The organism is Streptacidiphilus sp. P02-A3a (assembly GCF_014084105.1).
Classification (GTDB): domain Bacteria; phylum Actinomycetota; class Actinomycetes; order Streptomycetales; family Streptomycetaceae; genus Streptacidiphilus.
In genome coordinates, this window is sequence record NZ_CP048289.1 from 6,405,464 (window position 1) to 6,431,914 (window position 26,451).

Here is a 26,451-nt window from a genome sequence, read left to right on the forward strand (position 1 = left end):
CCTCCCTCCCCCTGGAGCGCTCCATGGCCGTTCGGCCGCGCAATCCCCTCCATCCACCACACCCCCGGCTACGGCGGCTGACCGCCGCCGGGGCCTGCGCCGCGATGCTGGCGGCGGGCCTGTCCGCGCTGCTGGCCCCGACGGCCTCGGCCGACCCGACCTACGACTCACGTGACTCGGCCCTGCCGGTGGCCGCGTACACCTTCGACAGCGACTCCGGCACCACCGTGGTCGACAGTTCCGGCCACGGCAACAACGGCACCTGGACCGGCACCCCGAGCTACGCCGCCGGCGTCTCCGGCAAGGCCGCGCACATCAGCGCCGGAAAGAACTTCGTGAGCCTGCCGAAGGTCGCCGGGCAGACCGACGGCTCCGGCAGCTTCTCCTTCGAGACCTGGTGGTACGACAACACCGAGACCGCCGACGCGCCGTTCGTCGCCAACCAGGACTTCGCCTCCTGCGCCAACACCGGCTTCACCTTCTACCACCTCAGCGGCACCTACCAGCAGCGCTCCTGCTTCGCCGTCAACGGCACCAAGACCTACAGCAGCACCAACACCGCCTCGGTGCGGAGCGGCTGGCACTACCTCGCGGTGGTGGAGGACAGCGGCGCGCACACGTACAACTACTACGTGGACGGCGTGCTCTCCTCGTCCACCTCGACCATATCCGGCACCACCGCCGCGAACTTCGACTCCGGCAGCCCGATCCGGATCGGCCAGGACGGCACCGGCGTGTACAGCGCCACCGACGACGCCCTGGTGGACGACTTCAACTTCTACAACCAGGCCATCAGCGCCACCCAGATCTCGGCCGACTACGCGGCCACCAACCCGGCCACGCACTTCCCGGTCACCGTCACCAACGACGGCCACGGCACCGGCACCGCGTCCGTGCTCGCCCCGGCCGCCGGCGTGAGCGACACGCTGACCGCGACGCCCAACCCCGGCTACTCGTTCAGCGCGTGGGTCCCGGTGTCCTCCTCGATGCCCGCGGTCAGCGGCAGCGGCACCTTCACCGCGCCCGGCAGCCCGGCCACCGTCGAGGCCACGTTCGTGCCGAACACCTACACCGTCACCTTCAACGGCAACGGCGCGGACGGCGGGACCACCGGTCCGCAGACGCTGACCTACGACCAGGCCGCCACGCTCACCGCGAACGGCTTCACCGACAGCGGCAAGCAGTTCGTCGGCTGGAGCACCACCCCGAACGGCGCGCCCGCCTACGCCGACCAGGCGAGTGTCAAGAACCTCACCGCCAGTGCCAACGGCAACGTCACCCTGTACGCCCAGTGGGCCTCCGCGGGCAGCTACCGGGTGACCGAGAGCGGCGACAGCGACGTCACGGTCAGCTCCACCGCCGACGCGTCGCTGGGCTGGGTGCTCCCCGGCCGGACGGTCACGCTGACCGCCACCCCGGCCACCGGCTACTCCTCGACCTGGCAGGTGGTCTCCCCCAGCGGGCTCACGGTCGCCGCCGACGGCAGCTTCACCATGCCCGCGCAGAACGTCGTACTGAAGGCGGTCTCCTCGGGCAACCCCTACACCGTCGCCTTCAACGGCAACGGCGCCACCGCCGGGGCGACCGCGTCCGAGCAGTTCGGCTACGGCCAGGCCGCCGCGCTGACCGCGAACGGCTTCACCCGCCCCGGCTACGGCTTCCTCGGCTGGGCGACCAGCGCGACCGGGACCGCCGCGTACACCGACGGCCAGAGCGTCGGCAACCTCACCGCGAACGCCAACGCCACGGTCACCCTGTACGCCGTCTGGGGCCGCTACCGCGCCGTCGGCGACACCGTCGCGCCGATCGCCTCCTACGACTTCGCCGCCGACAAGAACGGCGTGGTCAGCGACAGCTCCGGGCAGGGCAACAACGCCGTCTGGAAGGGCACCGCCACCTACGCCAAGGGCTTCGCGGGCCTCGCCGCCCACGTCAGCGGCGGCAGCAACTTCATCCAACTGCCCAGTGTGGCGGGCCAGACCGACGGCTCCGGCAGCTTCTCCTTCTCCACCTGGTGGGGCGAGTACGGCGAGACCATCGACGGCCCGCTGGTCAGCAACCAGAACTTCGCCGCCTGCCTCAACCCGGGCCTGTCGCTGTACGACGTCTCCGGGACGACCACCACGCAGAGCTGCTGGGGCCAGCCGAGCGGCACCACCCGGCAGTACTCCGCGGTGAACCCGACCGCGCTCCAGGGCACCTGGCACTACCTGACGGTGGTGGTCAACCGCGGCACGCAGACCCTGAGCTACTACGTCGACGGAGCCCTGGCCGGCACGTCCAGCGCCGGTCAGATCACCTCGGCCACCAACTTCAACTCCGGTATGCCGTTCAACATCGGCCAGGACGGCACCGGCGTCTACAGCGCCTCCGTCGACGCCCTGGTCGCCGACTTCGACTTCTACGACCAGCCGCTCTCGGCCGCCCAGGTCGCCAACGACTACAACGCCACCAAGCCGGCCGCCACCGCGCTGCCGAACGAGTCCACGGTGGACGTTGCTCCCCCCGTCAACACCGTCGCCCCGGGCTTCGTCACCAGCGCCTTCCACGCCCCGCAGGTGCGGGTGAACGCGGCCGTCTCGCAGTCCGTGGCCGGTCTGTGGAACGGCGGCACGGTCACCTCGTACACCAAGACCGCCGGTGACCCCTGGCTCAGCGTCAACAGCGGCGGCCAGGTGACCGGTACCGCGCCGGGCACCGCGCCGCAGCACCCCGGCACCATCACCGTGCAGGCCACCGACGGCACGACGACCTCGCAGATCACCGTCGAGATCCCGGTCATCGCCGCGAACGACGCCCCGCAGCTGGCCACCGCGACCTGGAACCTGTGGGACGCGGGCACCCACGTGGACAACTCGCTGCTGAAGGACCTCACCGTCATCGGCAGCAACGGCCTCGACGTGATCGCCGTCCAGCAGGACGGCGGCACCGTCGCCGGGCAGCTCGCCCAGGCCCTCGGCTGGTACGACTACGAGGGCGCCGACGGCCTCGGCATCGTCTCGGCCTGGCCGATCTCCACGACCGGGGTGGTCGCCGCGACCGCCGCCACCCCCGCCGTCGGGGTGACCGTGAACGTCGACGGCCAGGACGTCCGGATCTGGGACGCCGCGCTCGACCGGACCGGCTACGGTCCGGAGCAGGCCTGCGCCCAGTCCGGGACCACGCCCGCCGCGATCGTCGCCGCCGAGCAGGCGAGCAACCGCTACGCCCAGGCCCAGGCCGTGGCCGCCGAGGTCAAGCCCGACGTCGCGGCGGCGAACAGCACTCCGGTGGTGTTCCTCGGCGACCTCGCCTCCCCCTCCGCCAGTGACTGGACCGCGGCCACCGCCGCCGCGCACTGCAACATCGGCGCGGTCGACTGGCCGGTCCCGGACGCGATCACCGGCACCGGCCTGCTGGACTCCTTCCGCGCGGCCAACCCCGACCCGGTGGCCGTCCCCGGCAACACCTGGTCGCCGATCGAGCCGACCAACCCGGCCACCGGCGCGGCCGAGCCGCAGGACCGGATCGACTACGTCGACTACGCCGGTACCGGGCTGACCGAGGTCGGTTCCAACACCCTGGTCGCCGGCTGGCCGTCGGCGACCAACGTCAACTCCAACGCCTGGACCAGCAACCACGCCGCCGTGGTGACCACGTTCACCCTGGGCACCCCGCTGGCCTCGATCCCGGCCCCGACCGTGAGCGTCGCCGACGCCTCGCTGGTCTACCAGGTCGGCCAGGCGCCCAGCGGCAGCGCCCTGGCCGGTGCCATCGGCGTCAGCACCGCGCCCGCCGACGCCACCGTCGCCGTCGACGGCAGCAAGGTCGACTACACCACGCCCGGCTCCTACACGGTGCTGGTGACCGCGACCGAGAACGGCTTCGTCTCCGACCCGGTGGCGGTGACCGTCCGGGTGGTGCCGGTGGTCACGCTCAGCCTGGCCAACAGCTCGGTCTCCCTGGCCGGTACCGGCCTGAGCCAGGCGGCCGTGCTCGACGGCCTGGGCGGCGGCCTCAACGTCGACGGCACGGTCAACGCCGACCTCTCCCAGGTCGACCCGGCCGTCAGCGGCAGCTACCCGGTCACGGTGACCGGCACCGACGACTACGGCTTCACCGCGACCGCCCAGGCCACCGTCGTGATCACGACGCCGGACCAGCCGCCGGTGGTCACCCCGGCGGTCACCCCCGGCGCGCCCGACGGGCAGCACGGCTGGTACGTCTCCGCCCCGACCGTCTCGGTCACCGCGACCGACGACACCGGCACCACGCCGACCGTCGAGTACAGCACCGACGGTGACACCTGGACGCCCTACACCGGGCCGCTGACGGTGCCGGACGGCTCCTGGACGTACCAGTTCCGGGCCACCGACGGCGTCGGCGCCGTCTCCACCCCGGTCTCGCTGCCGGTCCAGGTCGACCGCACCGCGCCCAGCACCACCGCGACCGCCACCCCGGGCGCGACCATCATCACCCCGGTCACGGTGGCCCTGAACGCCACCGACGCCGCCTCCGGCGCGGCCCAGACCCAGTACCAGATCGGCGGCGGCGCCTGGACGGCCTACACCGGGCCGTTCACGGTGACTCCGCAGTCCTCCGCCCAGACCGTCTCCTACTACTCGACCGACACCGCGGGCAACGTCGAGACCACGCACCAGCTGGTGATCCCCGCGATCACGCCGGTCAACCCGACGATCACCGCGTCCACCCCGGCCGGCCAGTACGGGACGGCCACCACCGCGACCGTCACCGTCAGCTCGCCCGGGCTACCCGCCACCGGGAGCGTCACCCTGACCGAGGGCAGCACCCCGCGCGGCACCGCCGCCCTGGCCAACGGCACGGCGACGTTCACCCTGCCGGTCGGCCTGGCCGCCGGGAACCACGTCATCCTCGCCTCCTACTCCGGCAGCGACCTGCTCACCCCGCAGATCCAGACGCTGACCGTGACCGTCGGCCTGCCCGCCGCCTGGACCGCCGCGACCGCCTACCGCACCGGCGACCGGGTCGCCTACCAGGGCAACCTGTACACGGCCTCCTGGTACACGCAGAACCAGCAGCCGGGCGACCCGCAGGGCCCCTGGCAGGAGATCGTGATGACGGAGAGCGGGACGGCCGTGTGGACCGCCTCGCGCACCTTCAACTCCGGTGACCTCGCGGTCTACAACGGCAGCACCTTCAAGGCCGGTTGGTACACCCGGGGCGACGTCCCCGGCTCGGTCACCGGCCCGTGGGAGGAGCAGGCCCCGGCCGGGCCGAACGGCATCGCGCCGTGGACGCCGACCACCGTCTACACCGCCGGTGACCAGGTCACCTACCAGGGCGGCAGGTACCAGGCCGGGTGGTACACCCGCGACCAGGCCCCGGGCAGCGCGAACGGGGGCTGGAAGAAGATCGGCTAGTCATCCGGCCGGCTGGCCACTCAGCCGGAACGCGTTCGGCCGGGCCCCTCGGGGGGTCCGGCCGAACGCCGTTTCCGGCCGGACCCGGAGGCCGTTCGACCGCGAGGCCGTTCGACCGCGAGGCCGTTCGCCGGGTCAGTGCGGGCGTCGGGCCCGGAGCACGGTTGGCTGTACGTCCTCAGCGGGCGCATGCGGGTGGTGCTCGGGGACGAGGACTTCGTCCTCGCCGAGGGCGAGGTGGCCGAGTTCGACACCCACCTGCCGCACTGGTTCGGCAACGCCGACGAGCACCCGGTGGAGTTCCTGAGCATCCTCGGCCCGCAGGGCGAACGCTTCCACATCCGCGCCCGCTACCGGCCCGGCGGCTGAACAGCGGTGCGGTGCCGGTCGACGGATTCGACCGGCACCGCGGGTGGGGCGGGTGGCGGGCTCAGAAGCCGACGGCGACCTGCACGTACTGCGCGTCAGTGGTGTTGAAGTCCGAGGACTGGCCGTTGTCGTCGTCGTAGGCGAAGCCGTACTGCAGGCCGTTGACGGCGACCGAGTGCCAGAACGCGGCGTAGTAGTTGCACGGCGCGTTCTGGTAGTAGTCCGACGGCGTGTTCTGCACGGTCGTGGAGAACTGCGCCACGCAGCGGTTGAGCCCCGCGCACAGGCTCGCGTCGCCGTTGAGGGCCGGGCTGCCGCCGCCGGAGCAGCCGAAGACCTGTTGCGTGGTCTCCGTGGCTCCGACCGAAGCGGCGTAGGACACCATGTAGTTGGCGTCCGCGCCGCCGGGCTGGAAGGCGGCCACGTCACTCGGTGCCGGAATGTTGTAGGGCGCGTTGACGGTGGCGAGTTGCTGGAACTGCGCGGGCACCGAGTTCTCGAACTGCTGGAACAGCGCCGTCCGGCTCTCGGAGAACACCTGGTCGTCCTCGCCCACGACGGTGTCGGAGCCGTCGGAGTTGTGCAGGTGGATGGCCAGCGGCAGCCCGAAGGCGTCCACCCGCGAGGTGTCGGCGTTGATCGTGGTGCCGTTCGAGTTCAGCTCGATGAAGTCGTTGTACTGGCTGTTGGGCGAGCCGAGGTAGAAGTAGACCCGGCAGGAGTTGCACGAGGTCATCGTGTAGTACGGCGACTGCGCGATCGACTCCTCGACACCGTTGACGTCCCAGTAGACCTCGCTGTCGGGGTACTGGCCGTTGGTCGCGTTGAGGAAGTCGAACTCGATGGCGCCGGACGCGCCCGGAATGCTGCTGGTGTTGCCCCAGAACGACGCCGGGAAGCCTCCGAACCCGGTGCCGCCGGTGCCCCCGCCGCCGCCGGACTGGGCGAAGGCGAGGTAGTTGACGTTCCAGCCCGGATTGTCCTGATACACCGTCAGCGTCTGCTGCCCGGCCGAGAGGGAGACCGTCGCGTTGACCGTGGTCCAGGTCTGGTAACCGCCGGTGGCGGGGATGTTGACGTTGCCGCTGAGGCTGGTCCCGGCGGCGTTGCCGATGTGCAGCGCGTCGGTGACCGCGGCCGGCGCGGCGACCCGCAGGCCGACCGTGTAGCTGCCCGCGCTGGCGACGTTGACGGTGTACTTGAACCACTGCCCGGCGCCGGTCCAGCCCAGGTCGTAGCCGCCGCCGCTGTCGGTGGTGGCCTCCAGGTCGACCCCGTCCGGGCGGTAGCTGTTCCCGGAGCCGTTGACGGCGGTGACGTTGTAGGCCGTCCCCTGCCCGCCGGTGTCGTAGTTCTCCGCCTGCACCGTGCCCGGCACCGCGGCCGCGGTGCCGCCGTAGGCGGCGTCGGCACTGGCGAAGCTGAGGTAGTTGATGTTCCACCCGGCGGCGTCCTGATCCAGCGTCAGCGTCTGCACACCGGCGGTCAGGGTGACGTTGGCGGTGACCGTGGTCCAGGTCTGGTAGCCGCCGGTCGCCGGGACGGTCACCGGGCCGGACAGGTTGGTCCCGGCGGCGTTGGCGATGTGCAGCCCGTCGGTCACCGCGGTCGGCGCCGCCAGCCGCAGGCTGACCGCGTAGGTGCCGGCACTGGCGGCGTTGACGGTGTAGTGGAACCACTGCCCGGCGCCGGTCCAGCCGACGTCGAGGCCGCCGCCGGTGTCGGTGGTGTCCTCCAGGTCGACGCCGTCGGAGCGGTAGCTGTCGGCGGTGCCGTAGACGGTGCCGACGCTGTAGGCCACGCCCTGGCCGCCGGTGTCGTAGTTCTCCGCCTGCACCGTGCCCGGCACCGCGGCCGCGGTCCCACCGTAGGGGGCGTCGGCCGCGGCGTACGCCACGCTGTTCCCGCCCACCAGGGTCACGATGGACAGGGCTGCGACCGCGATCGCCGCCCGGATTCTGGGCCGGGAGTGGAACCGACCCGGTCTGCCGCGCGAGGGCGCGGACAGCCGCAGATTGAGGAAGTCCCTCATTGCCGTCCTCTCTGATTCCTGGTCATCTCTTCCGGTCGCCGAGCCGGTTCGGACCGGTGCGCCGTTCCCGGGCAGGCTGAATTCCCGCATGACGGAATGCCGTCGGCGGAGGAGGGGTGGGGTGGAGCGGACAGCGTGCGACCGGGCGGGTGTGGCGCATGCGGGGCGACGAGGGCGCTCCCGGGGGTGGCCTGAGAGCGCTCTCACAGAGGGTTTACAGGGACCGGTCGAACGTGTCAATCCTTCCGGCAGGATGACCCCGGCAGACTTGACTGTTACATCGTCAGAATGCCTGATCAGCAAGGAATTAGCGGCCCTGGTTGCTTGCGCATCACCGCCGGTCGGAGGGCTCCAGGGCAAGGAGAGCGCTCTCTGTCGCCAGGTGCTCCAGCACCGCTCCGGGCCGGCGGCGGCCCGCGGCGTGCTGGGCGACGCGCCCGGCCGCGCTGGACGCCCGGTCAGGTGCCCGCGTACCAGGTGATCGCCTACGGCTTCGTCCTGGGTGAACTGGCCCGCCGGGTCACCGGCAGGCCCCCCGGCGAGCTGCTGACCGCCGAACTGCTGGCGCCGCTCGGACTGCACGACACCCATCCGGGACTGCCGGACGAGCTGTGGCACCGGCACGTACCGGTCCGCGGCCGGGGCCGGGCCGGGCTGCTCACCCAGTACACCGCCAACCGGCGGCGGGTCCGGCCCGACCCGGACGTCCGATCTGGAAATCCGTTCGTAACCGGATTCATGGCGCAATCACAGGCGCGCTCGACAGGATGGACCGGTGGTCTGCCAAGGGCCGGCCCCGCCCACGCGGCTCCGGCCCGACCTGCCCGTCTCCCCGTTTCCGCCGACGAGTTCGGCTCGCACCGGAGGTAGCTCGCCTTGTCCGCGATCGTCGACAGCGCTCTTCGAGATTCCTCGGACACCCCAGGCCAGGACGGTGCCGGTCGGCGCCTGCGCTGGCGCTTCTGGCAGTCCCCGGCCGATCAGCCCGGCTGGGCCAGACCGGCGCTGCTGGTGGTCGCGGCGGTGGCGGCGGTGCTCTACGCCTGGAACATCACCTCCTCCGGGTACGCGTACTTCTACTCCGACTCGGTCAGGAGCATGTCGGTCAGCTGGAAGGCGCTGCTGTTCGGGGCGATGGACCCGGGGGCGACGATCACCCCGGACAAGATCGCCGGGGCCTTCGTGCCGCAGGCGCTCTCCGCCCGGATCTTCGGCTTCCACGCCTGGGCGGTGACCCTGCCGCAGTGCGTCGAGGGCGTGATCAGCGTGCTGGTGCTGTACCGGGTGGTCCGCCGCTGGTCCGGGCCCCGCGCCGGGATCGCCGCCGCGGCGCTGTTCACCTTCACACCGGTGGCCGCCTCGATGTTCGGGCACTCCATGGAGGACGGCTTCCTGGTCTTCTGCCTGGTGATGGCGGCCGACTGCTACCAGCGCGCGGTCCTCGACGCGCGGCTGCGCTCGCTGCTGCTGTCCGGGGTGTGGGTGGGCGTCGGCTTCCAGGCCAAGATGATGCAGGCCTGGATGATCCTGCCCGCCCTGGCCGTCGGCTACCTGGTGGCCGCGCCGGTGCGGCTGCGGCGACGGATCGGGCAGCTGCTGGTGGCCGGGGTCGTCTGCGCGGCGGTCTCCCTGTCCTGGGTGGCGCTGATGACCGTGGTACCGGCCAAGGACCGCCCGTACGTGGACGGCAGCACCAACAACAGCGCCGTGGCCATGGTCTTCGGCTACAACGGGCTGGAGCGCTTCGGCATCCACGTCCCCGGCTCCATCGCCAGCATGGGCGGCGGCGCGCCGGGCGGCGGCAGCGGCGCGGGGGGCGAGCGGCGCGGCTTCCCCGGCGGCGAGGGCTTCCCCGGCGGGGGCAACGTCCCCGGCGGAGGCGCGTTCCCGGGCGGGAGCGCGTTCCCGGGCGGGAGCGCGGGCGGCGCGGGCGGCGCGGGCGGGCCCGGCGGGTTCGGGGGCTCGGCACCGGTCGGCGGGTCCGGCGGGACGGCGGGTTCCGCGCCGGGCGGCGCGGCGGGCGGGACGGCCGGTTCGGCGGGCGCGGGCGGCGCGGCGGGCGGGTTCACCGGGACCCGTACCGGCGGGTTGACGGCGCGCGGCGGGCCCGGCGGCGGATTCGGCGGCATGGGCGGCTCGGGCTGGCTGAAACTGTTCCAGGGCCGGTTCGCCCCGCAGATCGGCTGGATGTACCCGTTCGCGCTGCTCGGCCTGGCCTTCGGGCTGTGGTGGCGACGCCGGGCCGGGCGCACCGACCGGATCCGTGGCGGCTACGTGATGTGGGGAACCTGGCTGGTCGTGGTCGGCCTGGTGTTCAGCAAGATGAGCTCGATCCCGCACACCGCCTACATGTCGACGCTCGCGCCCCCGCTGGCGGCGCTGGCCGGGGCCGGCGGGGTGCTGATGTGGGACGCCTACCGCAAGGGCGCCCGCAGCGGCTGGGCGCTGCCGGTCGCGGTGGCCGCCGAGACGGCGTGGAGCTGGCACCTCAGCTCCAGCGAGAGCGGGTTCCTGCCGTGGCTGCGCTGGCTGGCCCTGGCCGCCGGGGTGGTCGGCCTGGTCGCGCTGGTCTGGCGCCGGGTCTCCCCCGGGGCGCGCTCGCGCGTCCTGACCGTGGGCGTGCTCACCGGCCTGGCCGGGGCGGTGGTCACCCCGGTGGCCTGGTCGGCCTCGGTCCTTGACCTCAGCTACGCCGGGAGCGCCTTCGACGCGAGCGCCGGACCGTCCGCCATGGGCACGCCCGGCGGCGGGAAGGCGGCGGCGGGCGGCTTCTCCGGCCCCGGCGGCACGGTCGTCACCACGCTCACCGCCGACCAGCGCAAGCTGTACGACTACGTCAAGGCACACCAGCAGGGCGCGCGCTACGTCCTGGCGACGGACGGCTGGAACTCGGCGTCCCCGTACATCCTGGCCACCGGCGACACGATCATGCCCATGGGCGGCTTCAGCGGATCCGTCCCGGAGCCCTCGCTGAGCGCCTTCGAATCACTGGTCCGCCAGGGCCAGTTGCGGTTCGTCCTGGTCTCCGGCGGCGCCGGGGGCGGCTTCGCGGGCCTGCGCGCGGGCGGCGCGGGCGGCACGGGCGGCGGAAGCGTCAGCCAGATCGACAGCTGGGTGAAGAGCCACTGCACCGAGGTACCCGCCGCCGGCTACGGCGGCGACACCGCCGCGTCATCCACCGCCAGGAGCGGCTTCCCGGGCCTGGGCGCTACCGGCAGCGGCACCCTGTACGCCTGCGGATCCACCGGCTGACCGGTACCGCGACCGGCTCGGGGCGGGCCTCCTCGGCCCGCCCCGAGCCGTCGGGCCCCGCCCGCCGCAGGTGAGTTTTCGGCCAGCTTGCCGTGTGGTCTGTGCACAACCCGACAGGCTGAGTAGAGTCGAAGTAGTTGGATGGTCTTGCCAACTATCTCACCTGCCAAGGGAGCCCCTGTGCCCACGGAGTCGCCCACGGAACCGCCCACAGAGCCGCCCGGGTCGTCACCCGCCGGGCCCGGCGCCCCTCACCGCATCGCGGTGATCGGCGCGTCGGCGGCCGGGTTGAGCGTGGTCGAGGGGCTGCGCAGACTGGGCTTCGGCGGACGCCTGAGCCTGATCGGCGAGGAGACCCACCTGCCCTACGACCGGCCCCCGCTCTCCAAGCAACTGCTGCGTGGCGAATGGGGGTTGGAGCGGCTCCAGCTGCGCGGGGCGGACGCCCTGGCCGGGCTCGACCTCGATCTTCGGCTCGGGGTGCGGGCGGTGGCCCTGGACACCCGGCACCGCCGGATCGACCTCAGCGACGGCGACCGGCTCGACTACGACGCCGCGGTCGTCGCCACTGGATTGATTCCCCGTCAGTTACCGGGCGCCGAAGGGCTGTCCGGCGTCCACACGCTGCGCACACTGGAGGACGCGCTCGCCCTGCGGGAGTCGCTGGGCGGCGGAGCACGGCTGGTGGTGATCGGCTCCGGCTTCATCGGGGCCGAGGCGGCGGCGGTGGCCCGCGACGCGGGGGCCTCGGTCACCATGGTCTCCCAGGGACCGGCACCGCTGGCGGAGGTCCTCGGCGCCGAACTCGGCGCGCTACTGGCCGAGTCGCACACCGCGCACGGGGTGCGCCTGCTGACCGGGACCCAGGTCACCGGCCTGACCCAGGCGTACGGCCGGGTCACCGGCGTGGCCCTGACCGGCGGCGCCGTGGTCACCGCGGACGCGGTACTGGTGGCGATCGGCGCGACCCCCGCCACCGACTGGCTGCGCGGCAGCGGCGTACCGCTCGGCGACGGCGTGCTCTGCGATCCGACGCTGCACGCCGGGGCGGGCGTCTGGGCGGCGGGGGACGTCGCCTGCTGGCCGCACCCGCGCACGGGGCTGCCCACCCGGATCGAGCACCGCACCAACGCCACCGAGCAGGGCCTCGCGGTGGCCCGCAACATCCTCGCGGCCCCGGGTGAGGCGGCGGCCTTCGACCCGGTCCCCTACGCCTGGTCGGACCAGTACGACCTGCGCCTCCAGCTGTACGGCCGCACCCGGGGCGCGGACCAGGTGCGGATCGTGGAAGGCAGCCTGGCGGAACGGAAGTTGGTCGCCCTCTACCGCAGCAACGGCCGGGTCGGCGGGGTCGTCGGCATCAACCTGCCGCGGCCGACCCGGGCCTACCGCGCGCTGGTGGCCGAGGGCGCCGAGTGGTCCACGGCGGTCCATCCGGACGCCGATCCGGTGGACCGGCGAGCACGCGTCAGCTGAACAACCCGCCGGGTCGGCCGCTGCCACCACCGTCCCGCCCGGCACCAGGCACAGCGAGACAGAGGAGTAGTTGCCAGATGGACACATCGACAGAACTGAGCAGCCAGGAGCGCCTCCAGACCCGATCCGACGAGACCGTTCCCGCCTATCCGATGGACCGCGCGCCGCGCTGCCCGTTCGACCCCGCACCCGAGTTGCGGAGCCTGGACGAGGGCGGACCGCTGAACCGGGTCCGACTGTGGGACCGGAGCACGCCGTGGCTGGTCACCGGCTACGCCGAGCAGCGGCAACTGCTGGCCGACCCGCGCGTCAGCGCCGACACCAAGAACCCCGGCTACCCGCACCCGACCCCGGCCACCCGGGCCCGCCGGGAGCAGGCCAGGACCTTCCTCAGCATGGACGACCCCGAACACGCCCGGATGCGGCGGATGGTGACCGGGTCGTTCGCCATCAAGCGGGTGGAGGCCATGCGCCCGGCGATCCAGCAGATCGTCGACAACCTGATCGACCAGTTGCTGGACGGCCCCAGGCCGGTCGACCTGGTCCAGGCGTTCGCGCTGCCGGTGCCGTCCCTGGTGATCTGCGAACTGCTCGGCGTCCCCTACGCCGACCACGCCTTCTTCCAGCGCAACAGCAGCACCCTGGTCAACTCCGGCTCCTCCGCCGAGGCCGGGCTGGAGGCCCAGAGCAACCTGGTGGAGTACCTGAACGACCTGATCGGCCGCAAACTGGCGTCCCCGGCCGACGACCTGCTCTCGCTGCTCGCCGCCGAACAGGTCGCCACCGGCGCCCTCACCCAGCGCGAACTCGCGGTCACCAGTGTGCTGTTGCTCATCGCCGGGCACGAGACCACGGCCAACATGATCGCCCTCGGCACGGTCGCGCTGCTGGAGCACCCGGAGCAACTGGCCGACCTGCGCGGCACCGACGACCCGGCGTTCGTCGCCGGGGCCGTCGAGGAGTTGCTGCGCTACCTGAACATCACTCACTTCGGGCGCCGCCGAGTCGCGTTGACGGACATCCCGGTCGGCGGACACACCATCCGGGCCGGGGAGGGCATCGTCCTGGCCAACGAGGTCGGCAACCGCGACCAGGAGGTCTTCCCCGACCCCGACCGGCTGGACCTGCACCGCGACGCCCGCCGCCACGTCGCCTTCGGCTTCGGCCCGCACCAGTGCCTCGGCCAGCCGCTGGCCCGGGTGGAACTCCAGGTCGCCTACCGGACGCTGTACCGGCGCATCCCCGACCTGCGGCTGGCCGTCGCCCTTGAGGACGTCCGCTTCAAGCACGACGGCCTGGTGTACGGCGTCTACGAGCTGCCCGTCACCTGGTAACCCCGACAACCCACACAGGAGTGCCCATGCGCGTGACCGTCGATCAGGAGAAGTGCGTCGGCTCCGGGCAGTGCGTGCTGTCCGCCGAGAAGGTCTTCGACCAGCGCGACGAGGACGGCATCGTCGTCCTCCTCGACCCGGAGCCCCCGGCCGACCAGCACGACGACGTCCGTCAGGCCGCCATCGTCTGCCCGGCCATGGCCATCGACCTGGTCGAGTAGCCCCGTCCGTCGGACGCCCGGGGACGCGGTCGCCGCGTCCCCGGGCGGCCGACGTTCAGTCGGCGCGGTAGGCGGTGCTGATCCGGGTGCCGATGGCGGGGTCGATGCTGCCCCAGTAGGCGAAGGCGCGTTCGACGACCGGCTGGGAGACGCCGGTCTTCAGGTGGCGGACGACGTTGCCGACGAGGCGGTCCCGAGCCTGGTCGTCCAGTACCTCGCGGACCAGGTCCCCGGCCTGGCTGAAGTCGTCGTCCTCGGCGTGCAGGGTGTAGGCGGCGCGGATGATCTCCTGCTCGGCGACGGTCCACCCGATGGGCCGGTAGCGCTCCGAGTCGGCGGCCGGGCCGCCGTAGGAGTTCGGGGCGTAGGGGCGGGCCACGGCGGGGGTCTCGTAGCGCATCGCGCCGTCCTTGGCGTACGAGTGCACCGGGACGGTGGCGCGGTTGGGCGGCAGTTGGGCGTAGTTGGTGCCGATGCGGTAGCGGTGGGCGTCGGCGTAGGAGAACAGCCGGGCCTGGAGCATCTTGTCCGGGGACGGGCCGATGCCCGGGACCAGGTTGGACGGCTCGAATCCGGCCTGCTCGATGTGCAGGAAGTAGTCCTCCGGGTTGCTGTCCAGGGTCATCCGGCCGACCTCGACCAGCGGGTAGTCGCGGTGCGGGATGACCTTGGTGACGTCGAAGGGGTTGTACCGGTAGTCGGCGGCGTCCGCCAGCGGCATCAGCTGCACGTACAGCGTCCACGAGGGGTGCTCGCCGCGGGCGATGGCGTCGGCGAGGTCGCGGCGGTGGAAGTCCGCGTCCTGGCCGGCGATGGTGCCCGCCTCCTCGTCGGTGAGGTACTCCACTCCCTGGTCGGTCTTGAAGTGGTACTTCACCCAGTGCTTCACGCCCTCCCGGTTGACCCACAGGTAGGTGTGCGAGCTGTAGCCGTTCATGTTGCGGTAGCTCCGCGGGATGCCCCGGTCGCCCATCAGGTAGGTGACCTGGTGCGCGGACTCCGGCGACAGCGTCCAGTAGTCCCACTGCATGTCGTTGTCGCGCAGGCCGGTGTCGATGGTGCGCTTCTGCGAACGGATGAAGTCCTGGAACTTGCTGGGGTCGCGCATGAAGAAGACCGGCGTGTTGTTGCCGACCATGTCGTAGACGCCCTGCTCGGTGTAGAACTTCAGCGCGAAGCCGCGCGGGTCGCGCCAGGTGTCGGGCGAGCCCGTCTCCCCGGCGACGGTGGAGAACCGGGCCAGCATCCGGGTGCGGCGACCGGGCTGGAACACGTCGGCCGACGTGTACCCGCTGACGTCGCCGGTGACCTGGAAGTGGCCGTAGCCGCCGGAGCCCTTGGCGTGCACCACCCGCTCGGGCACGCGCTCCCGGTTGAACTGGGCCATCTTCTCGATCAGGTAGCTGTCCTGGAGGAGGACCGGTCCGTCGGGCCCGACCGAGAGCGAGTACTCGTCGCTCTCGACCGGGGCGCCGGTGTTGGTGGTGGTGTGCTTCGGGGTCATGGATGCTCCAGAGGTCTTGTCCCGGTTCGGCGGCCGCACGGTCAGGAGGTGAGGAACTCGATCAGGTCCTGGTTGAACCTCTCCTTGTCGCCGGGGACCAGCGCGATGCCGTGGGAGCCGCCCGGGTACACCTTGAGCGTGGCACCGGCGATGAGCCCGGCGGCCTTGCGGCCGGTGGCGTCGATCGGCACGACCTGGTCGTCGTCGCCGTGCACGACCAGCGTGGGCACGTCGAACTTCTTCAGGTCCTCGTGGAAGTCGGTGTGCGCGAAGGCGTCCACGCAGGCGACGCCGCCCTCGATGGTCTCGGCCATCGCCATGTACCAGAAGGCGTCCTGGTTGCCCTGGGTGGCCTTGGCGCCGGTGCGGTCGGCGGAGAAGAAGCCGACCGCGGTGTCCTTCCAGAACTGCGAGCGCTCCTTGACGATCCCGGCCTTGATGTCGTCGAAGACGCTCTGCGGAACACCCTCGGGGTTGTCCGGGCCCTGGAGCATCGACGGCGTGATGGCCGACAGCAGCACTGCCGACCTGATCCGCCCGGTACCGTGGCGGCCGATGTAGCGGGCGAGTTCGCCGCCGCCCATGGAGTGCGCGACCAGGGTGACCTCGGTCAGGTCCAGACCGGTGATCAGGTCGTTCAGGTCGTCGGCGAAGGTGTCGAAGTCGTAGCCGTCCCAGACCGGGGTGGACCGTCCGTGGCCGCGCCGGTCGTGCGCGATGCCCCGGAAGCCCGCGTCGGCGACCGCCTTGAGCTGGTCCTGCCAGGCGTCGCCGTTCAGTGGCCAGCCGTGGATGAAGACGACCGGGCGGCCACTACCCCAGTCCTTGTAGAAGATCTCGACACCGTCCCGGGTCGTGAGGTGGGGCATGAACGTCTCCGATTCTGGGAGCCCGGGCACACGGGTGCCCGGCCGACCGAGGCACGCGGCCTCGAACGCCTCAAGGCCTTCAAGGGAAGACGGCGCGCTCGTGCGGCTGCACAGCGGGACAGCGGCCGTGCCTCCAGCCAAGCGCACCCCCGGCGGAACGGACAGCCGGCACGCCTTCCGCCTCCGCCGCACGGGTGACCCGGCGCGCCCGCGCGCGCCGGGGTGGCGGTCGCAGTCAGACCGCGGAGGCGGGCGCCAGTACGCCGCCGCCGGTCGCCGTCGCGGCCCGCGGCGACGCCGTCCGCGCCGCAGCCGCAGCGCGACCGCGACCGGGGCCGGGACGGCCGGGGTGACCAGGGTGGTCCAGGGCGCCAGCCGGACCTGGGCGTGCAGCCTCTGCCGGGCCTGCAACGGCACGTTGCCGGTGTTGGCCACGGTGTAGCTGATCGTCGCCGTGCCGGGCCGGGTTCCAGCCGCCCCGGTAGTGCACGGTGAGCTTCCGCACCGCCAGCGCGGGCCGGAGCGGTCCGGCGACCCGCAGGTACACCCGCATCCCGACGCGCCGGTCGACCCCGACGTCGTCGCCCTTGGCCACCCCCGGGCATCGAGGCAATCGTGCGCGTTCTCTTGCGAACCCCGCCTGTGAGCGCTAACAATGGGGCGTCGCATCGGGGCGGCGCCAGCGGCACCGGCCCACCGCGCCCTTCGCGCCGCCCGTTCCGCCGACCTCCACACACCCCGACCACGCACCCCGAACACCGCCCTGACCACCGCCCGGCCTTCGCTGTCCTTGCTGTGCCGATCGTCCGTCAAGCCCGGAGAAAATGTGAGCGTTAACAAGATGCAGGTGACAGTAGGCGTCGACTTCGGCACCCTGTCCGGACGCGCGGTGGTGGTGTCCGTCGCGGACGGCACCCAGCTCGCCGACGCCGTGCACGACTACCGGCACGGCGTGCTCGACCGCACCCTGCCCGACGGTTCGACCGAACTGGCCCCGGACTGGGCGCTGCAACTCCCCGAGGACTGGCGGGAGGTGTTGCGCACGGCGGTGCCGAAGGCGCTGGCCCTGGCTGGGGTGACGCCTGATCAGGTCATCGGCATCGGAACGGACTTCACCGCCTGCACGGTGCTGCCGACCACCGCCGACGGCACTCCGCTGTGCGAGCTGCCGGGGCTGGCGGGTCGTCCGCACGCCTATCCGAAGCTGTGGCGGCACCACGCCGCCCAGCCGCAGGCGGACCGGATCAACGCGCTGGCCGCGCGGTTGGGCGAACCGTGGCCGGCCCGCTACGGCGGCAAGGTCTCCAGCGAGTGGCAGTACGCCAAGGGGCTGCAACTCCTGGAGGAAGAGCCGGAGTTGTATGCCCGTGCGGACCGCTGGATCGAGGCCGCCGACTGGATCGTCTGGGAGTTGACCGGCGCCGAGAACCGCAACGTGTGCACCGCCGGCTATAAGGGCATGGTCCAGGACGGTGTGCCCCCAAGCCGCGAGTTCCTGGCCCGACTCCACCCCGGCTTCGCCGAGTTCACCGCGAAGCTGGACCACCCGCTGTCGCCGCTGGGTGCGGCGGCGGGTACCTTGACCGCCCGGGCGGCGGCGATGACCGGGCTCAATGAGGGGATCCCGGTCAGCGTGGGCAATGTCGACGCCCACGTCACCAGCGCCGCCGCCCGGGCCCTGGAGCCGGGCCACCTGCTGGCGATCATGGGCACCAGCACCTGCCACATCCTCAACTCCGAGGTCCTGGCCGAGGTGCCGGGGATGTGCGGGGTGGTCGACGGCGGGGTGGTGCCCGGGTTGTGGGGGTACGAGGCCGGGCAGTCCGGCGTGGGCGACATCTTCGCCTGGGCGGTGCGCAGCACCACCCCCGCCGAGTACGCGGAGCAGGCGCGGGCGCGCGGGATCAGCGTCCACCAGTTGCTGACCGAGAAGGCCGCCGCGCAACCGGTGGGCGGGCACGGGCTGGTGGCGCTGGACTGGCACAGCGGCAACCGCTCCACCCTGGTCGACCACCACCTGTCCGGCCTGCTGCTGGGACTGACCCTGGACACCCGCCCGGAGGAGATCTACCGGGCGTTGCTGGAGGCCACCGCCTTCGGCACGCGGATGATCGTGGAGGCGTTCGAGCACGGCGGGGTACCGGTCACCGAGTTCACGGTGGCCGGGGGCCTGCCCAGGAACCGCTTCCTGATGCAGATCTACAGCGATGTGCTGCGTCGGCCGATCAACGTGATCGGCTCGGAACAGGGACCGGCGCTGGGTTCGGCGATCCACGCCGCGGTCGCGGCCGGGGCCTACCCGGACATCCGGGCCGCCTCGGCCGCGATGGGCCGGATCCGGCTGGCCGTGCACACCCCCGACCAGTACCGCGCCGACGCCTACGACCAGTTGTTCGCGCACTACCGCGAGCTGCACGACCACTTCGGTCGCGGCGGCAGCGACAGCATGCACCGGCTGCGCGCGCTGCGCGACACCGCACGTCTGGAGGAGAACCGATGACCACGCCGAAGGCCGCGCTCCCCGGCCTGGACGCCCTGCGGGCCGAAGTCTGCGGCCTGCACACGGAGTTGCTGCGCTGGGGACTGGTCGCCTGGACCAGCGGCAACATCTCGGCCCGGGTGCCCGGACAGGAGCTGATGGTGATCAAGCCGAGCGGTGTCTCCTATCCGGAGCTGACCCCGGAGCTGATGATCGTCTGCGACCTGGAGGGCCGCAAGGTCGCCGGTGAGCTGTCGCCGTCCAGCGACACCGCCGCCCACGCGTACGTCTACCGGCACCGCCCCGAGGTCGGCGGCGTGGTGCACACGCACTCGCCCTACGCCACGGCGTGGGCCGCGGCCGGGGAGCCGATTCCGTGCGCGATCACCGCCATGGGTGACGAGTTCGGCGACGACATCCCGGTCGGGCCGTTCGCCCTGATCGGCGACGACTCCATCGGCCGGGGCATCGTCGCCACCCTCGCGGGCAGCCGTTCCCCGGCGGTGCTGATGCGCCAGCACGGCGTGTTCACCGTCGGCAGCGGCGCCAGGGCGGCGGTGAAGGCGGCGGTGATGTGCGAGGACGTCGCCCGCACCGTCCACCTGGCCCGCCAGCTCGGCCGGGTCGAGCGCCTCCAGCAGGACCACATCGACGCACTGTACGACCGCTACCAGCACGTCTACGGCCAGCAGGCCGTCCCCGCCGAAGGAGAACACGCATGATCGCGCCCCCCGACCGCCGGCTCTGGTTCCTCACCGGGAGCCAGGGCCTTTACGGACCGGAGACGCTGGACCAGGTCGCGCGGCAGTCACGGGAGATCGCCGGCGTGCTGGACTCCGGGGCGCTCCCGGTCCAGGTCCGCTGGCGTCCGGTGCTCACCGACGCCGAGGCCATCCGCCGGGTGTGTCTGGAGGCGAACAGCGACGACGCGTGCGTGGGTGTGATCGCCTGGATGCACACCTTCTCCCCCGCCAAGATGTGGATCGCCGGGCTGGACGCGCTGCGCAAACCACTGCTGCACCTGCACACCCAGATCAATGTGAACCTGCCCTGGTCGTCCATCGACATGGACTTCATGAATCTGAACCAGGCCGCCCACGGCGATCGGGAGTTCGGGTACATACAGTCGCGGCTCGGCGTCGCCCGCAAGACGGTCGCCGGGCACGTCAGCGATCCCGTCGTCATCGCCCGGGTCGCCGCGTGGAGCCGCGCCGCGCTCGGGCGGACCGAGCTGGCGACCCTGCGGCTGGCCCGTTTCGGCGACAACATGCGTGACGTGGCGGTCACCGAGGGCGACAAGGTCGAGGCCCAGCGCCGCTTCGGCGTCTCGGTCAACACCTACGGCGTGAACGACCTGGTGGAGGCGGTCGACGCGAGCACCGACAGCGCCGTCTCGGCGCTGGTGAAGGAGTACCAGGAGGCCTACCGGCTGGCCCCGGAGCTGCGCCCGGGCGCCGAACGGCACGAGTCGCTGCGCTATGCCGCCCGCATCGAGCTGGGGTTGCGCGGCTTCCTGGAGCAGGGCGGCTTCCGCGCCTTCACCAGCAACTTCGAGGACCTGGGCGGGCTGCGGCAGCTGCCGGGGCTGGCGGTGCAGCGGCTGATGGCCGACGGCTACGGCTTCGGCGGCGAGGGCGACTGGAAGACCTCGGCCCTGCTGCGCACCCTCAAGGCCGCCGCCGACGGGCTGCCCGGCGGCACCTCGTTCATGGAGGACTACACCTACCACCTGGCCCCGGGGCAGGAGTTGATCCTGGGCGCGCACATGCTGGAGGTCTGCCCCAGCATCGCCGCCGACACCCCCAGCTGCGAGATCCATCCGCTGGGCATCGGCGGACGCGAGGACCCGGTCCGGCTGGTCTTCGACGCCGCCCCCGGCCCGGCGCTGGTGGTCGGCCTGGCCGACCTCGGCGACCGCTTCCGGCTGGTCGGCAACACCGTCACCACGGTCTCCCCGCCGGAACCGCTGCCGGCGCTGCCGGTGGCCCGCGCGGTCTGGCGGCCGCACCCGAACCTGCGCACCTCCACCGAGTCCTGGCTCACCGCGGGCGGGCCCCACCACACGGTCTACAGCAGCGCCCTGGGCACCGAGGAGCTGACCGATCTGGCCGACCTGCTGGGCACCGAACTCGCCCTGATAGACGGCGAAACCAGCACCCGCGGGTTCGCCCAGGAGCTGCGCTGGAACCAGGCGTACCACCGCCTGGCGCAATCGCTGTGACCGTTTCCGCAGCGCCGCCCGGCCGGGTATCGGCTCGGTAACATTGCCTGCGCGACCTGTTGACTCGCCGCCATGTGAGCGCAAACAATATGGCATCCGAAATCGCGGCGAAACAGCACCTTAACGGATTCACCACCATCGGGCGGCACCGAGTCTTTCTCGGAGATCTGGAATGAGGAAGCCATGAACGCAGGTGGAGCCGCCGCCGGTCGGCAGCCGGTCATGGCCGACGTCGCCAGGCTCGCCGGGGTCTCGCACCAGACCGTGTCGCGGGTGCTGAACGACAGCCCGAACGTGAAGGAGCAGACCCGGGACCGGGTGCTGTCGGCGATCCGGGAGCTGGACTACCGTCCCAACTCGGCCGCCCGGGCCCTGGTCACCCGTCACTCCAAGACCCTGGGCGTGGTCAGTTTCGACACCACCCTCTACGGCCCGGCCTCGATGCTGTACGGGATCGAGCAGGCCGCCCGCAACGCCGGGTACTTCGTCAGCATCGCCAGCGTGCGGTCACTGGCGGGCCGGTCGATGCAGGAGGCCATGGACCGGCTGCTTGACCAGGCCGTTGAGGGCGTGCTGGTGATCGCGCCGCAGACCTCCTCGGTGGGGGCGCTGGCGCAGGTCAGCAGTTCGGTGCCGGTGGTGGCGGTGGGGTCAGGCGCGCAGGCGCGGATGCCCGGGGCGGCGGTCGACAACGAGGCCGGGGCGCGGGCCGCGACCCGCTACCTGCTGGATCTGGGCCACCGTACGGTGCACCACGTCGCCGGTCCGGCCAGCTGGCTGGACGCCCAGGCCCGGCAGCAGGGCTGGCGCGCGGTACTGACCGAGGCCGGGGCCGAGGTGCCCGAGGTGATCACCGGGGACTGGAGCGCGCGGGCCGGGTACGAGGCCGGGTTGCGGCTACAGGCCGACCCCCGGGTCAGCGCGGTGTTCTGCGCCAACGACCACATGGCGCTGGGCCTGCTGCGGGCGCTGCACGAGTCCGGTCGCGGCATCCCCGGCGACATCAGCGTGGTCGGTTTCGACGACATCCCCGAGGCGTCCTACTTCACCCCGCCGCTGACCACGGTCCGCCAGGACTTCGGCGAGCTCGGCCGCCGCGGCCTGGAACTCCTGGTCACCCAGGTCGAGGACGGGTACCGGGCGTCCGGCCGTCTACTGGTCGCCACGGAACTCGTCGTACGCAACAGCACCGGCACCCCCGCCCGCTAGGCCCGACCGCGCCACCGTTCGCCCGCAAACGCACTCGCACTCGCACTCGCACTCGCACTCGCACATGAAGCTGTAGTCGCAGCTGCGCGTCCTCCAGATTGTTAACGCTAACAATTCCCGCGCCACCCGCACGGGTGCCGCTCGACGAAAGGCAGAGATCCATGAACGTCGTCACGTCCAGCAGATCGACCGTCGCCCTGGCCGCCGCCGTGACCGTCGTCCTCGCTGTGGCCGGCTGTTCGAAGTCCTCCACCGGCAGCACCACCGCCGCCGCGGTTCCGGCGGCCTCGGCCACCGCCGCCGTCGCGGCCTGCGGCTCCTCCCCCTCGGCCACCCCCGACCCGGCGAGCGACCCGGTGGCGTTCAACAACGCGAACCTGGGCGGGCTCGACCAGGCGCTGGCCTGTGCGCTGAAGGGCAAGAGCCTGTCCGGGGTCAACATCGCGATGGTGGTCAACGTCGCGGCGGACTACTGGAACGCGGGCCAGGTGGGCTTCAAGGCGGGATGCGAGGCGGTCGGCCTGCCGAGCAGCGACTGCACCTTCTTCGCGCCGCCGAACGGCACCCTGACCGAGCAGAACTCCGAACTGGAGACGCTGCGTTCGCAGAACATCACCGGCTACTCGATCTCCGCGATCGACCCCGCCTCGGCCAAGGGCACCATCGCCACCGACGTCGCCAACGGGGTGAACGTGCTGGCCATCGACTCGCCGCTGCCCGGCACCGCCGCCGCCTCGCTCTACCTGGGCACCGACAACTACTCCGCCGGGTTCGAGGCGGGCACCGAGATGAAGACCGCCCTGGGCAGCGCGGGCGGCAAGGTCGCGATCCTGGTCGGCTCGCTGACCGCGGCCAACGCCACCGGCCGGATCGCCGGGTTCGAGGCCGCGATCAAGGGCTCCGACATCACGGTGGTGCAGAAGGTCAACGACAACCTGTCGGCGAGCACCGCGCAGACCGACGCCGAGACCATCCTGGCGAACAACTCCGGGATCAACGGCTTGTACGGCGTGTACTCCTACGACGGCCCGGCCCTCGCGCAGGCGGTGGCGACCGCGAAGAAGACCGGCACGGTCAAGGTCGTCTGCGACGACTCCGACACCCAGACCCTCGGCTTCATCTCCTCGGGCGGGATCGCGGGCACCGTCGTGCAGATGCCCTACGAGCAGGGCTACACCGGCGCGTACCTGCTGGCGGCCGAGCACGTGCTGGGCACCGCCGCCACGATGGCGCTGGTCAAACCGTACCTGGAGGCCGACGGCAGCACCCTCAGCTCCGGCGTCGGCCTGATCACCGGCTCGGACCTGGGCGCCTACAAGTCCCTTGAGTCGCAGCTCGGGATCGGCTGAGATGACCCAGCCCATCACCACCGCCCCGGGTCACGCGGTCACCGCGCGGCTGCGGGGGGTGCACAAGTCGTACGGACCCACCCGGGTCCTGGACCTGCCGGAACTCGACCTGTACGCCGGGCAGGTGATCGGGGTCGTCGGTGAGAACGGTGCGGGCAAGTCCACCCTGATGGGCACGCTGGCCGGATCCGTCCACCGCGACGGCGGCACCATCGACATCGACGGCCGGTCCCTGCCGCCCGGTTCCACCCAGGCCGCGCAGCAGCTCGGGGTCGCCCTGGTCTCCCAGGAGTTCCCCCTGGTGGGGCAGTTGTCGGTGACCGAGAACCTGCTGCTGGGACGCCGACCCAAGGCCTCCCGGCGGCGGATCCTGGTCGACCACAGGGCCCAGCGCGCCGAAGCCGAGGCCATGCTCACCGACATCGGCCTGCCGCCGCACTCAGTGCCGCTGGACCGCGAGGTGCGCACCCTGCCCGCGCCCACCCGGCAGCTCCTGGAGATCGCCAAGGGCTGGGGCCGCGGTCCCCGGTTGCTGATCCTGGACGAGCCGACCTCCTCCCTCGGTCCGGTCGAGGCGGCGCTGGTGCTGGACCTGACCCGGCGGCTGGCGCGGGACGGCGGCACGGTGCTGTTCATCGGCCACCGCCTGGACGAGGTCCGGGCGATCTCGGACCGGGTCCTGGTGCTGCGCAACGGCCGCCTGGTCGCCGACCTGGACCGCGAGCAGGCGGACGAGGACCGGCTGATCCGGGAGATGGTCGGCGGCGAGATCAGCCACCTGGCCCCCAAGGAGGCCCTGACCGAGGGCGAGACCCTGCTGAGCCTGGCCGGGGTGACCGCCGACGGCCTGGGACCGGTGGACCTGGAGATCCGGCGCGGCGAGATCCTCGGCGTGGCCGGGCTGATGGGCTCCGGCCGCAGCCGCCTGGTGCACACCGTCGCCGGGGCGCAGCCCGCCACCGGCGGCCGGATGGTCCTGGACGGCCGCCGCTACCGTCCCCGGCACGCGATGGACGGCGTCGGCGCCGGGGTCGCCCTGATCCCGGAGGACCGCAAGGAGCAGGCGCTGGTCCTGTTCGCCCCGATCAAGGCGAACGTCACCGTGGGCGTGCTGAAGGAGATCAGCTCCCGCGGGGTGCTGCGGCCCAAGCGGCAGCGCGCCGAGGCGCAGCGGATCGCCGAGGGGGTCAACGTCCGGATGCGGTCGGTGGACCAGCCGATCGGTTCGCTGTCCGGCGGCAACCAGCAGCGGGCGATCTTCGGGCGGGCGTTCGCGGCCAAGCCGAAGCTGCTGCTGCTCGACGAGCCGACCCGGGGGGTGGACGTCGGTGCCAAGGCCGAGATCTACGAACTGGTCGACCGGGCCGCCCAGGCCGGAACGGCGGTCCTGGTCGCCTCCTCGGAACTGGAGGAGCTGCTGTGGATCTGCCACCGCATCGCGGTGATGAACCACGGCCGCGTGGTCGCCGTGCTGGACCGCGCCGACGCCACCAAGGAACGCATCATGACCGCCGCCGCGGGCACCACCTCCGTCCTCGAACCACCTGACCCGTCCGCTCCGACCGACCCGTCCGATCCGACCGATCCAGCCGACTCATCTGGCGCGGAAGCCAACTCGTCCGCCGATCCAGGTACTTGGGGTGCCGCATGACCACTCATCTGACCCGGCCCCGGACCGGGGCCGACAAGCCCGGGCCCGAGGCACCGACCAGGCTCCGCAGCCTGACCCGGATCCTGGTCGAGACCCCCGAGGCGGGCATCATCGCCGCCTGCGTGGTGGTCTTCGTCAGCATCGCCGCCAACGCCTCCACCTACGCCTCCGTCGGCAACATGCAGGTCATGGGCCGCGACCTGGCCCAGGTCGGGATCCTGGCGATCGGCGAGTCGCTGGTCATCCTGACCGGCGGGATCGACCTGTCGGTCGGCGCGCTGGCCGGGCTCGCCGGGATCCTCGCCGCCTGGTTCAACGTCTCCGCCGGTGTCCCGGCACCGCTGGCGATCCTGCTCACCATCGCCGTCTGCGCCGTCATCGGCTGGTGGCACGGCATGATGGTGACCAAACTCAACGTCCCGCCCTTCGTGATCACCCTGGTCACGTACACCGTGTCCATCGGCGCCGCCCTCGCCATCACCGGCGGCTCCCCGATCAACGGCATCGACCCGCTGTTCAGCAACCTCAGTGCCTACTACGTCGACCAGGTGCCGGTGCCCGCGCTGTTCTTCGTCGGCGCCGCGGTGATCGCCTGGTTCGTCATGGAACGCACCTACCTCGGCCGCCAGGTCTACGCCGTCGGCGGCAACAAGGAGGCCGCCCGCCTGGTCGGCATCCCGGTCGCCCGGCGGATCACCGCCACCTACGTCGCCAGCTCCAGCCTCGCCGCCGTCGTCGGCATCCTGGTCATCGGCCGCATGAACGTGGCCGACCCCTCGGTCGGCAGCTCCGGCTGGGAACTCACCGCCATCGCCGCGGCCGTCGTCGGCGGCGTGTCCCTGGTCGGCGGCGAGGGCCGGATCGTCGGCATCGCCGCCGGGGCCATCCTACTGGAGTTCATCAGCAACGGCCTGCTCGCGCTCAAGGTCAGCGCCTACGACCAGGAGATGGTCCAGGGCGCGGTGCTCGGCGTGGCCATCCTGCTGGACCGGCTGCGGGCCCGCCGCTTCACCCGCGTCCGCGGCTGACCCGGCCGATCAGCACAGCACCACCCGCGCCCCGGGCGGGAACGGTCCCGGACGACCGTCCCGCCCGGGGCTCCGG

Annotated in this window: 17 protein-coding genes; 14 read left to right on the plus strand and 3 right to left on the minus strand. The window is 72.0% G+C overall.

Annotated features, from left to right (window positions below):
- Positions 1 to 23: 23 nt before the first annotated feature.
- On the plus strand, positions 24 to 5,381 hold the full coding sequence (locus GXP74_RS27310) for a carbohydrate-binding protein (RefSeq protein WP_182453888.1): 5,358 nt from the start codon (positions 24 to 26) through the stop codon (positions 5,379 to 5,381).
- A 138-nt stretch (positions 5,382 to 5,519) separates the two neighbouring features.
- Positions 5,520 to 5,750: a cupin domain-containing protein gene (locus tag GXP74_RS27315; protein WP_370468464.1), complete on the plus strand. Its 231-nt coding sequence runs from the start codon at positions 5,520 to 5,522 to the stop codon at positions 5,748 to 5,750.
- 61 nt (positions 5,751 to 5,811) lie between these two features.
- Here GXP74_RS27315 and GXP74_RS27320 read toward each other — a convergent pair whose 3' ends face one another.
- Positions 5,812 to 7,782 carry a carbohydrate-binding protein gene (locus tag GXP74_RS27320; RefSeq protein WP_225448227.1) on the minus strand — a complete coding sequence of 657 codons (1,971 nt, stop codon included), beginning with the start codon at positions 7,780 to 7,782 and terminating at the stop codon, positions 5,812 to 5,814.
- Between the two features lie 288 nt (positions 7,783 to 8,070).
- Between GXP74_RS27320 and GXP74_RS27325 the strand changes: the two genes are divergently transcribed.
- The 5 genes from GXP74_RS27325 to GXP74_RS27345 all read left to right on the plus strand — a co-directional run bounded on the left by GXP74_RS27325 (position 8,071) and on the right by GXP74_RS27345 (position 14,065).
- Positions 8,071 to 8,652, plus strand: coding sequence for a serine hydrolase domain-containing protein (locus tag GXP74_RS27325; protein WP_225448228.1), 582 nt, complete (start codon positions 8,071 to 8,073; stop codon positions 8,650 to 8,652).
- 6 nt (positions 8,653 to 8,658) lie between these two features.
- A complete protein-coding gene (locus GXP74_RS41935; RefSeq protein WP_304940924.1) occupies positions 8,659 to 11,034 on the plus strand; it encodes a glycosyltransferase family 39 protein in 2,376 nt (791 codons plus the stop codon).
- A 264-nt stretch (positions 11,035 to 11,298) separates the two neighbouring features.
- On the plus strand, positions 11,299 to 12,510 hold the full coding sequence (locus GXP74_RS27335) for an NAD(P)/FAD-dependent oxidoreductase (protein ID WP_255528156.1): 1,212 nt from the start codon (positions 11,299 to 11,301) through the stop codon (positions 12,508 to 12,510).
- Between the two features lie 77 nt (positions 12,511 to 12,587).
- Positions 12,588 to 13,844, plus strand: coding sequence for a cytochrome P450 (locus tag GXP74_RS27340; protein WP_182453892.1), 1,257 nt, complete (start codon positions 12,588 to 12,590; stop codon positions 13,842 to 13,844).
- Positions 13,845 to 13,870: 26 nt separating this feature from the next.
- Positions 13,871 to 14,065 carry a ferredoxin gene (locus GXP74_RS27345; protein ID WP_182453893.1) on the plus strand — a complete coding sequence of 65 codons (195 nt, stop codon included), beginning with the start codon at positions 13,871 to 13,873 and terminating at the stop codon, positions 14,063 to 14,065.
- Positions 14,066 to 14,120: 55 nt separating this feature from the next.
- Here GXP74_RS27345 and GXP74_RS27350 read toward each other — a convergent pair whose 3' ends face one another.
- Together GXP74_RS27350 and GXP74_RS27355 are read right to left on the minus strand one after the other, a co-directional pair.
- Positions 14,121 to 15,569: a catalase gene (locus GXP74_RS27350; protein WP_182453894.1), complete on the minus strand. Its 1,449-nt coding sequence runs from the start codon at positions 15,567 to 15,569 to the stop codon at positions 14,121 to 14,123.
- A 41-nt stretch (positions 15,570 to 15,610) separates the two neighbouring features.
- Positions 15,611 to 16,438 carry an alpha/beta fold hydrolase gene (locus GXP74_RS27355; protein ID WP_182453895.1) on the minus strand — a complete coding sequence of 276 codons (828 nt, stop codon included), beginning with the start codon at positions 16,436 to 16,438 and terminating at the stop codon, positions 15,611 to 15,613.
- Between the two features lie 841 nt (positions 16,439 to 17,279).
- Here GXP74_RS27355 and araB point away from each other — a divergent pair.
- From araB to GXP74_RS27390, 7 genes are all read left to right on the plus strand, one after another.
- Positions 17,280 to 18,938: a ribulokinase gene (gene araB / locus GXP74_RS27360; RefSeq protein ID WP_182453896.1), complete on the plus strand. Its 1,659-nt coding sequence runs from the start codon at positions 17,280 to 17,282 to the stop codon at positions 18,936 to 18,938.
- A complete protein-coding gene (locus GXP74_RS27365) occupies positions 18,935 to 19,639 on the plus strand; it encodes an L-ribulose-5-phosphate 4-epimerase (protein ID WP_182453897.1) in 705 nt (234 codons plus the stop codon). Before araB ends, GXP74_RS27365 begins: the two co-directional genes overlap by 4 nt.
- Positions 19,636 to 21,138: an L-arabinose isomerase gene (gene araA / locus GXP74_RS27370; protein ID WP_182453898.1), complete on the plus strand. Its 1,503-nt coding sequence runs from the start codon at positions 19,636 to 19,638 to the stop codon at positions 21,136 to 21,138. The genes GXP74_RS27365 and araA overlap by 4 nt, the downstream gene beginning before the upstream one ends.
- Before the next feature lie 183 nt (positions 21,139 to 21,321).
- Positions 21,322 to 22,347: a LacI family DNA-binding transcriptional regulator gene (locus GXP74_RS27375; protein WP_225448229.1), complete on the plus strand. Its 1,026-nt coding sequence runs from the start codon at positions 21,322 to 21,324 to the stop codon at positions 22,345 to 22,347.
- A gap of 161 nt (positions 22,348 to 22,508) precedes the next feature.
- Positions 22,509 to 23,696, plus strand: coding sequence for a substrate-binding domain-containing protein (locus GXP74_RS27380; RefSeq protein WP_182453899.1), 1,188 nt, complete (start codon positions 22,509 to 22,511; stop codon positions 23,694 to 23,696).
- 1 nt (position 23,697) lies between these two features.
- Positions 23,698 to 25,347 carry a sugar ABC transporter ATP-binding protein gene (locus GXP74_RS27385; protein ID WP_182453900.1) on the plus strand — a complete coding sequence of 550 codons (1,650 nt, stop codon included), beginning with the start codon at positions 23,698 to 23,700 and terminating at the stop codon, positions 25,345 to 25,347.
- Positions 25,344 to 26,375: an ABC transporter permease gene (locus GXP74_RS27390; protein WP_182453901.1), complete on the plus strand. Its 1,032-nt coding sequence runs from the start codon at positions 25,344 to 25,346 to the stop codon at positions 26,373 to 26,375. The genes GXP74_RS27385 and GXP74_RS27390 overlap by 4 nt, the downstream gene beginning before the upstream one ends.
- Positions 26,376 to 26,451: the final 76 nt, after the last annotated feature.